Annotated in this window: 7 protein-coding genes and 1 pseudogene; all 8 read right to left on the bottom strand. The window is 23.7% G+C overall.

Annotated elements, in window-relative coordinates:
- The coding region (locus MBORA_RS07205; RefSeq protein WP_156482701.1) for a hypothetical protein at positions 1 to 805 on the bottom strand (805 nt) is incomplete at its 3' end.
- A 32-nt stretch (positions 806 to 837) separates the two neighbouring features.
- Positions 838 to 1,968, bottom strand: a complete 1,131-nt coding sequence (locus MBORA_RS07200; protein WP_063720455.1) for a DegT/DnrJ/EryC1/StrS family aminotransferase — start codon at positions 1,966 to 1,968, stop codon at positions 838 to 840.
- A gap of 146 nt (positions 1,969 to 2,114) precedes the next feature.
- Positions 2,115 to 4,265: a bifunctional glycosyltransferase/CDP-glycerol:glycerophosphate glycerophosphotransferase gene (locus tag MBORA_RS07195; RefSeq protein ID WP_063720454.1), complete on the bottom strand. Its 2,151-nt coding sequence runs from the start codon at positions 4,263 to 4,265 to the stop codon at positions 2,115 to 2,117.
- Between the two features lie 24 nt (positions 4,266 to 4,289).
- Entirely contained in the window at positions 4,290 to 6,467 is a 2,178-nt protein-coding gene (locus tag MBORA_RS07190; RefSeq protein ID WP_063720453.1) for a CDP-glycerol:glycerophosphate glycerophosphotransferase, read from the bottom strand.
- Between the two features lie 142 nt (positions 6,468 to 6,609).
- Complete coding sequence (locus MBORA_RS07185) at positions 6,610 to 8,415, bottom strand: CDP-glycerol glycerophosphotransferase family protein (protein ID WP_042692539.1); 1,806 nt, start codon at positions 8,413 to 8,415, stop codon at positions 6,610 to 6,612.
- A gap of 46 nt (positions 8,416 to 8,461) precedes the next feature.
- Positions 8,462 to 8,842: a hypothetical protein gene (locus MBORA_RS07180; protein ID WP_052331783.1), complete on the bottom strand. Its 381-nt coding sequence runs from the start codon at positions 8,840 to 8,842 to the stop codon at positions 8,462 to 8,464.
- Positions 8,843 to 8,860: 18 nt separating this feature from the next.
- Entirely contained in the window at positions 8,861 to 9,286 is a 426-nt protein-coding gene (locus MBORA_RS07175) for a universal stress protein (RefSeq protein ID WP_063720452.1), read from the bottom strand.
- Between the two features lie 387 nt (positions 9,287 to 9,673).
- Positions 9,674 to 9,978: pseudogene (locus MBORA_RS10855) on the bottom strand (hypothetical protein); the annotation flags it as partial.

Genomic DNA, 9,978 nt, shown 5'->3' with positions numbered 1-9,978 from the left:
TAATCAAAAAACGATCCTCATCATTCTCAAAACTCTTAAAATTAGACAAATCAATCAAACTCTCATAATAAACATCACCATCATAAACACGAATATAAAAATCCAACCTCAAATTCAAAACCCTATCCTCAAAAAACCTAACACCATCCAAAAAACCATCAAAACAAAAACAACCATCACCCAAACAATCAAAATTCATATCAAAACTATTATTATTATTATCTAAACGATTTCTCCCAATTAATAAGACTTTACTAACATTATCTATATCATTAGTTAAAATTTCTAAATTTCCTTTAATTAATACTTTATCATTATTAACTTCTAAATTAGAGATATTACAATCAAAAATATATTTTTTTAGCTCTAATGATAAATTTCCATGCTTAGTAGAATATGCTTTTAACACTCTACTTTTTTCTTTTGAAACTACTTTAAAAAATTGATTGTTGTGTGAATACATTATCCTTTTTTTATGACATAACTTTCCTTTAATCGAAATATAAAAATCAAAAATGCCACAATCTTCCATTTCTATTAATTCGTTTAAAGAAAAAATTACCTGATTAGATTCAATTTTTCTTTCTAATCTTTTTCCAGTTTTTCTATGTTTAATTTCAATGAAAAAATTTGGATTAAATAAATTTTTTTTAAAATTAATCTTAATTTCATTATTATCTGAATCTAAATTAATATATGGCTTTGAATAAAAACTAAAAGATTTGTTAAATGTTTTTTTAGCTATTATTTTTGCTCGATTCCTACTCTTGTTTTTTATATGTTTAGCTAAACTTTTCATATTCATAAATATTCCACGAACATCTTTTTTATTTTAAATTATTTATTAAATTCAATTAATTCAAATTCAATAATTTTACAAATCTTTTCAACATCATTTAGTTCTAAACCAACATATAATGGAAGTGAAAGAATTGTATCACTAACATTTTTTGCTATTGGAGTGTTTTTCTTAAAATCATAAGCGGGAAACTCATTACAAGGAGGATAAAAATACTTTTTAGCATAAACATTATATTCTGGTAATTTATCAAAAATATAATCTCTTTCTTTATTAGAATTTAACTTTATAGTGAAGTAAGCATAATTATAATCAACATTATCTTTAGGTCTAATGACTTTTACTTTTGAATTATTTTCTAAATAAGATAATGACTCTAAATATTTTTCATAAAGTTGTTTTCTTTTAGATATTGCATTTTCCACATTTTCTAAATTAACAATACCCATTGCTGCTTCAAATTCATTCATTTTACCGTTTTGACCTAAAAATTGAACTTCCTCAGTATCAGGAGTTATTCCAAAATTTTTAATTGATTTAAGTCTATAATTAAAATCATCATTTTCAAAAACTAAAGCACCGCCCTCTACAGTATTAAAAACTTTAGTTGCATGAAAACTAAACATACTTAAATCACCATAATTACCAATTGGTATTTCATTAATTGAAACATTAAACGCATGAGCAGCATCATAAATAACATTTAAATCATATTTTTTAGCAATTTTATCAATTTTTTCTACTTCACATGGATTTCCAAAAACATGAACCGGCATTATTGCAGTAGTTTTATCCGTTATTAATTCTTCAATATTGTCTGGATTTAAGTTATAATATTCTTCATCAATATCCGCATAAACTGGAGTTAATCCATTGTTAATAATAGATTGTGTTGTTGATGCAAAAGTAAATGGGGTAGTGATTATTTCCCCAGTTAAATTTAAAGTTTTTATAGCTAACTCGAGAGAAATATGGCCATTTGCAAACAATTCAATATTTTTAACACCTAAAAATTTTTTTAATTTTAATTGTAATTCCTGCTCTAAAGGGCCATGATTTGTAAGCCATTTATTTTCCCAAATTTCTTTTATTCTTTTGCCATATTCATCAATAGATGGTAATAAGGGTCTTGTTACAAATACTGGATTTTTAAATTTTAAATTCTCCATGAAATTTCTCTCCACTATAATTATTTAAAATAAAAATATTAGTTTTATAAATTAACTATATATTTGTTTATCATAATATTTATAATGAAAGTTTTAATTGATAAATGTACTTTTAAATTAAAATAACAAAATAAATGAAAATAGAATTAATCATTAACCCATATTGCATCCACAATTCTTTTAGATGCATTCCCATCTTCAATCATACAAAATTTATTATAAAAATCATCATATTTTTCTTTATATTCTTCAGATATATCTTCAATATTCTTTATAGCATTAATTACTTCATCGGTAGTTTTTAATAATGGTCCTGGAACTTCATTATGAATATCAATATAAAATCCTCTAATTTCACTTTCATATTCTTCTAAATCATATGTATAAAATAAAATAGGTCGTCTAAGATTAGCAAAATCAAAAAGTACACTAGAATAATCTGTAATTAAAATATCGCTAATTAAGAATAATTCTGCAATATCATCATAATTACTAACATCGAATGCAAAGTTTTTATAATCTGAAACATCGGAATCTGTAATTAAATAATGAGTTCTAACAAGTATTATATATTCATCAGCTAATGCTTCTTGAAGTTTATTTAATTCTAGTTTTAATTGAAATTTCACTTTTTCAACATCATAAGAGTCATCATCTCTCCATGTTGGAGCATAAAGAATAATTTTTTTGTTTTTAGGGATATTTAAAGTATTTTTTATAGAATTTATTTTATCCTCAGATATATTGTATAATATATCATTTCTAGGATAACCCTTTTCTAACATTTCACCATCATAAGCAAATGAACGTTTTAGAATATCTGTTGAATACTTATTTGGAGAAATAAAATAATCCCATTGTTTAGAATCATTAAGATATCTTTCTTTAGTTCTAGGATTATTTAAATAAATATTTCCAATGTCAAAACCTAACTTCTTAAGAGGAGTACCATGCCATGTGGAAATTAAAATCTGATTAGACCTTTTTATAAATCTTCCAGCTTGTCGAGTATTTGTTACCAAATATTTCGAAGTAGCTACTTCATTAAAATAATCTAGAGAAAATCTTTTTACTTTTTTAGGATTTCCTGGGATTTTTTTGGATTTATCATTAATAACCCATACAAATTCAAAATTATCACTGTAATGTTCATATAAATATTCATATAAATATTTGGGATTATCCGAGTAAAAGTTACCACTAAAACTTTCAAAAATAATTTTATTTTCGTTTATTTTTCGTTTATTTAAAATTTTTTGATAAATAAATGTTGGAAATCTATTTAATTCCTTTATTAAAACTTTGGTTCTATGATAATTAATTCTAATTCTAGCTAAATGTTGAATAATCTTTTTATTTTTGGATTTCAATGCTTTAAATTCGATTTTTTGAATAAGGTTAATGTTTTTTAGATTAAAATTATTAGCAAGTTCACATAACTCATCAAAATAAATTGTTCGCCATTTATTATTAGGATTACTAATAAAGTTTTTTGCAAAATCAACATAGTAATAATTAAATAGCTTATTATCCATTTCTTGTTTAATTAAATCATTGGTTAATTTATTTTTAGATTGTTTATATTCACTGCAATAAATCAAAAATTCATCTTCTTTTTCTTCTTGATTTAAAGATTTTAAATTAATAGGATCATCACTTATTCTTTTTGCATAAATTGCATCTTCAACACCAAAAAAAGTATTACAATTATTTAAAACATCTATCATAAACTCATAATCTGAATTATACCTTTTTGATTCATTAAATCTTAAATTATTAATTTTATCTTTTTTAATTAATGAATGAAGAACTGATAATAATTCTAGCCCCAATGTATTTTCACCTACAACAAGTTTAAATGAAAATTCTTCATTGGTTAATTTTTTCTTTTTTAATGGAGTTGTTAATTCAAATTCTTCCAAGAAACGATCTTTAATATAATAAGTATTTATCCTTTCTCCATTTATAAAATCCCCATTAGTTTTATGTGCAACATCAATAAGTTTAGATAATCCATTTGAAAATATATAATCATCACTATCTATAAAATAAATATATTTACCAGTTGCTATTTCTAAAGCTTCATTTCTAGCTTTTGCAACCCCTATTTCATTATCAAAATATTTTATTATGATATTTGGATAATCATTTAATAAATCATCAATATATTCATTATTTCCATTAATAATAAGAATAATTTCTTCATCTGAAAGATTTTGCTCTTTTAAACTTTCCAAACAATCTTTTAAATATCTTTTTCCTTTATTAAATGGAATGATTATACTTATAAATACCATAATTTCACAATTACAATTAAAATTTCATTTATTCCATATTCTCTTAACAATCCTTTTAGATGCATTTCCATCATCTAAGCTACAGAATTTATTATAAAATATTTCATATTTTTCAGCATATTCTTCTTTTAAAGATTCTATATTCTTGATACTGCCAATAACTTCTTCAGTAGTTTTTAATAATGGTCCTGGAACGTCATTACGAATATCAATATAAAATCCTCTAAGTAAACTTTCATATTTTTCTAAATCATAGGTATAATATAAAATAGGTTTTTTAAGGTTAGCAAAATCAAAAAATACACTAGAATAATCGGTTATTAAAATATTACTAATTAAATATAACTCTGCAATATCATTATATTTACTTACATCATATGCAAATCCTTCACAACCACTTAAATCTAGATGATCAGCAATGAAATAATGAGTTCTAAGAAGGATGATATACTCATCCCCCAGTGATTCTTTTAATTTAGCTAAATCCAACTTTAATTGAAATTTCATTTGTCCAGCACCATAATACTCATCATCTCTCCAAGTAGGTGCATAAAGAATAATTTTTTTATCATTGTCTAATTCTAAATCATATTTAATATGATTAATCTTCTTCTCATCGGCATTATACAATATATCATTACGCGGATAACCCATTTCAAGTATTTCACCATCATAGGCAAAAGCACTTTTTAAAATATTGGTTGAATATTCATTAGGAGATATTAAATAATCCCATTCTTTACCTACATGAATATATGATTTTTTTATATTTGGATCCATACTATGTACATTACCGATGTCCAATCCTAATTTTTTAAGTGGAGTTCCATGCCAGGTAGAAATATAAATTTGATTCGTTTTTTTTGTTAATCTATCATTTTGCCTTCCATTTATTACAATATATTTAGAACAAGCCCATTCTTTATAATATTCTAATGAGAATCTTTTTACTTTTTTAGGATTTCCTGGAATTTTAGTATCAAAATCATTAATAACCCATACAAATTCAAAATCATCACTGTAATGTTCATATAAATATTCATAAAGATATTTAGGACTATCAGAATAGAAATCTCCTCTAAAACTTTCAAAAAGAATTTGGTTATCTTTTATTTTATTTTTGTTATAAATTTTATTGTAAATAGCTGTTTTAAACCTCCATGGAGTTTTAAACATTTTAACAATTTTTTCATGATTAGATTTTATTTTTACTAGCTTTCTAAAAGAACTTTTATTTTTTGATTGTAAAGCTTTAATTTCTTTTTTTCTAAAAAAATTAATACTAATTAAGTTAAAATCTTTAGAAATTTCAACCATTGTATCAAAATAAAATCCTCTCCAACTATTATCAGGATTATCTAAAAAATTAGGTATAAATACCTTGCAATAATAATTATAAAAGCTTTTAACCATTTCTAATTTAAGACAATTATATTTTTCTTCATTTTTATTGCTAATAATTTTAAATATTCTTTTATAATCTTCATAAAATTGTAATGGACTATTATTTTTCATTTCTTGATTTAAAGAAGGTGAATTTATAGGATCATCCCTTATTCTTTTAGCATAAACCGCATTTTCTACTCCATAAAAACTATTAATATTATCCATTATATCAATAATAAAATCATAATCACAATGATAAGTAGAATCAATAAACTCATTATCTTCAATAACATCCTTTTTTATTAAAGAATTGAGCACAGATAAAACTTCATCATGATTTGTTCTTTTACCCACTAATAATGAAATTGCAAATTCAAAATCACTTAATTTATCTTGTTTTAAAGGAGCATCATATTTTTCTTCAAATATTTCCTCAAAACGATCCTTAATAAAAGGAGTGTTTATTCGCTCGCCATTTATAAAATCCCCATTAGTTTTATGTGCAACATCAATAAGTTTAGATAATGAATTAGGGAATAAATAATCATCACTATCCATAAAATAAATATATTTACCAGTAGCTATTTTTAAACCTTCATTTCTAGCTTTTCCAACACCCATTTCATAATCAAATGATTTTACAATTATATTTAAATTATCATGATTTTTTAATAAATCATTTATATCTTCTTGGTTTCCATTTATAATGAGAATAATTTCAATATCACTCAAATTTTCTTCATTTAAGCTATTTAAACAGTCTTTTAAATATCTTTTTCCTTTATTAAATGGAATAATTACACTTGTAAATATCATAATATCACTATTATATATGTTTCTAATAGTTATAAATGGCACTTTCAAAAACTTAAGAGATAAATTATTTTTTGATTAATCTCTGAACTTAAATTTTTCACGATAATCTATTTAGTAAAAAACTTGTTTAAAGTGAAATCATCTAAGTTTTTGAAAAAGCATTGTAAATTATATTTTTATATTCTTCTGTTTTATTAACAACGATATTATCATTTTTCCCTATTATTCTAGTTATCGAAGCTATTAATTCTGGAGAATCAACAATAATATAATCAAAAGAAGAATATAATTCTTTAAATTGATAATTTTTTATATTTTTAGGAACATCATTATGAACCCAAATAATTTTTTTTGCACTAACATTAGAAAACATCCATGATTCAATATCTCCACTACCATCAAAATCAATTACACAATCAAAAGGAAAATTTGGATATTGTCTATCAACTAATCGTTTAAATGAATCATATAATATTAATGGACATTTTTCACATTTATTTGAGTTAAAATATTTATTGAAAGCTCGTTTTTCTGAAATAGTTGGATTAAAATAAAATCTCAAAGGCATATATTTAATTCCCTTTGGAATACTTTTAAAAATTTTTTCATGATTATTAATAATATTTTTATCCCATTGTTTAAATGAAATATAAAAATTAAAATCGTTTGTATTTAATTTAGACAAAAAATCGATTAAAGAAGAAGAAAGCTCACTATTAAAAAATAATCCTGCATAAATTAAAATATTAGATTTATTAACATCTATTTTCTTTTCTTTGCATATTTTTTTACCCTTAATTATGTGTTTACAAAGATATTTTACTGCATTAGGTCTGTCATATTGACAAAATTTATTTATAAGATTAGAATCATCATAATTTTTACCTAAATTAAGTTCATTTATTAAATCATTTGTAGTTTGGACTTTTGGAAAAGGTAATTCTTCAAGAGCAAAATAAGTTCCCCTATCTTTCATGTATTCCTCTTCATCATAATTAAAAAGAACAATCTTCTTTCTAGTATTTGCAAAGTCAAAAAATACACTAGAATAATCAGTAACCAAAACATCAGCAATATTTAACACATCGTATATCTCATAATCTTCAGGAAAAGTATGAATATGATTAAATTTAGTAAAATCAATTTTTGACTGGTTTAAAACATGCAATTTAACAAGAAAAATTTGATTGTCGTTTAATTTTTTATCTAAATCAAATAAAAAATTTTCAATCATGTTTTTTTGCTCATTATCTTTCCTATCCATTAAAATTCCTTTAAATGTAGGCATATAAATAAAAATTTCCTTATTAACATATCCTAATTTAGATTTAATTTCATATCTACGAATATCATCAAAAAAAACACTATTTCGAGGATATCCTTCAAATAAAATTTTCCCAGAGTATATCTCATCAATCATATATGCACTCATCATTTTTTCACACATATATTCATTAGGATACAATAAATAATCAGAAGACATTAAAGTATGCTGAACATTAGCAATTGTATGTTCCTCAGCAATATTATCTATTCCCATTAATTTTAAAGGTGTTCCATGCCATGTATTAATAAATATCTGTCCTGGGCGTTTAACATATTTCGGTCTTATACCCGAATCCGTGAAAATATATTTTGCTTTTTCTAAAACTTTAGTTGCAATTGCTTCTTTTTCTATGATTTTATGAATATTTAAATCATAATTCTTAATTAATCTTTTAATTTTAGGAATAACTTGTTTTTTAGCATGAACATGAATTTTTAAATTATTATATTCTTCTGAAGATAATTCCTCAGCAATTCTAAAAATATTGCCTGTAAAATCAAGTCCATCTTTTGACTCTAAATAAACAATTTCATCATCGATTTCTTCATTATAATAAACATTATAAATAGCAGAATTTAAAGTACAATCCTTAAATGATTTCAATCTTTTATTAAATGTCATTAAAATCCCTTACTATTTTATATTATTTAAAATAATACAAAAAAAATTAATATCCATCATCTATTACTAAATTTTGAACTGTTTTAGATGCTTTTAAAAACATTGTTCCATTATAATTACAATGCACGGTATAATTTCCATTTTCTAAAGCATTTAATTTTACTGATGCATGGCCCATATTATCAGTAACAACTGTTGATTTATTAGCCCAGCCATTATTATCTATAATTTTAACATCAACACTCTCATTAGCTAAATAGTTTCTATAATCATCTTTAAGTTCTAATTCCACATTATCCCCATTTTTAAGAGTAGAATTACTAACTACATTAATTTTAGTTGGATGAGTATTAGCTGATATATATGCAAATGATCCAATAGCTATTATAAGTAAAACTATAAAAACTAGAATTATTGTTTTTTTCATAGATAATCTCCAAAAAAATTAATTACCATGAACTAATAAAACATCTTTTTGTGTTGTTTTAAGTACTTTTTCGGCTACGCTTCCAATAATCAATTTATGAAATCCACTTTTACCTGATGCAGAAATAATGATTAAATCAATGTCTTCTTCTTCAGCAAATTCACAGATTACTTCAGCTGGAAAACCAACAATTACTTTTTTTGTAACAGGCATATCTTCATCAAACAATTCTGCCATGCTATTAACATATCCTTCAGCTTCTTCGTACATTGCACGATTAACTTTTTCAATTTCTTTTTTGCTTTGAAATGTTGTAGCTGTTAATTTAGATGCAACAGATAATATTATAACTTCGCCATCATCAGATAATAATTTTGTGGCTCTTTCAACTTCTTCAGATGCAAATGTAGAACCATCAGTAGGTAATAAAATTTTTTTATACATAATATTTTTTTTATTATTAATAGTTTATAATACTTTTTAAAAAGGGGACTGTCAATTTGTTAGCTCTTGTTTTCGTTTTTCGATCCAGCCATCTTTTTGGTGCATTATCTGATTGAATATTCCTTCTAATGTTCTAAATTTCTTTTTGTGTGATTTGGGCATTGTATTTCCAATGTAATTTTCTATTTGATTGTTAGTACAGTCTAGTTTTCCTTTGTGTCTTTTTTTAAGGAAGTGTATGTATTTTTTGTATTCTGGGAAGAATTTTTTCTTTAAGTATTTTGCTAGAATTGGTGGATAAGTTTATTAATTTTTCTTTTAGGAAATTGATGTATTCATATTGCTTCTTCGTAGGTTTCTTTTTTGAATAATATTGTAAAAATATGCTTAAATATTCGTTGATTTCATATTTTGTAGTTGTTTATCCATGTTTTTGGATTGTTTTTTGATTTGTGTTTCTGAGAGCTTAGGGTTTTGTTTTTTTAGATTGCTTTCATATTCTTTGCGTATTTGCTTTAGTTCTTCCCTAAGTTCTTCATTGATATTTAATAATAAATGAAATGTACAGTGTTGGTGATCAAATCCAATTTCTCTCATTATTTTATCATATCCTGGTTTTAAATCCGTTACAATTGCAATGGACTCTGTTGCTTTGATGCTGTTTTTTATAAAATTTTTTGTTGTTGCAGAAT

The sequence above is a fragment of the Methanobrevibacter oralis genome (assembly GCF_001639275.1).
Lineage (GTDB): Archaea > Methanobacteriota > Methanobacteria > Methanobacteriales > Methanobacteriaceae > Methanocatella > Methanocatella oralis.
Note: the sequence above shows the minus strand (reverse complement) of the source record. Positions and strands in the feature narration are given on the sequence as shown.

Excerpts from the sequence above, each read along its gene's own strand:
- MBORA_RS07185 (WP_042692539.1), bottom strand. The coding sequence starts at position 8,415 with ATGACATTTAATAAAAGATTGAAATCATTTAAGGATTGTACTTTAAAT.
- MBORA_RS07180 (WP_052331783.1), bottom strand. The coding sequence starts at position 8,842 with ATGAAAAAAACAATAATTCTAGTTTTTATAGTTTTACTTATAATAGCT.
- MBORA_RS07195 (WP_063720454.1), bottom strand. The coding sequence starts at position 4,265 with ATGGTATTTATAAGTATAATCATTCCATTTAATAAAGGAAAAAGATAT.
- MBORA_RS07175 (WP_063720452.1), bottom strand. The coding sequence starts at position 9,286 with ATGTATAAAAAAATTTTATTACCTACTGATGGTTCTACATTTGCATCT.
- MBORA_RS07200 (WP_063720455.1), bottom strand. The coding sequence starts at position 1,968 with ATGGAGAATTTAAAATTTAAAAATCCAGTATTTGTAACAAGACCCTTA.
- MBORA_RS07190 (WP_063720453.1), bottom strand. The coding sequence starts at position 6,467 with ATGATATTTACAAGTGTAATTATTCCATTTAATAAAGGAAAAAGATAT.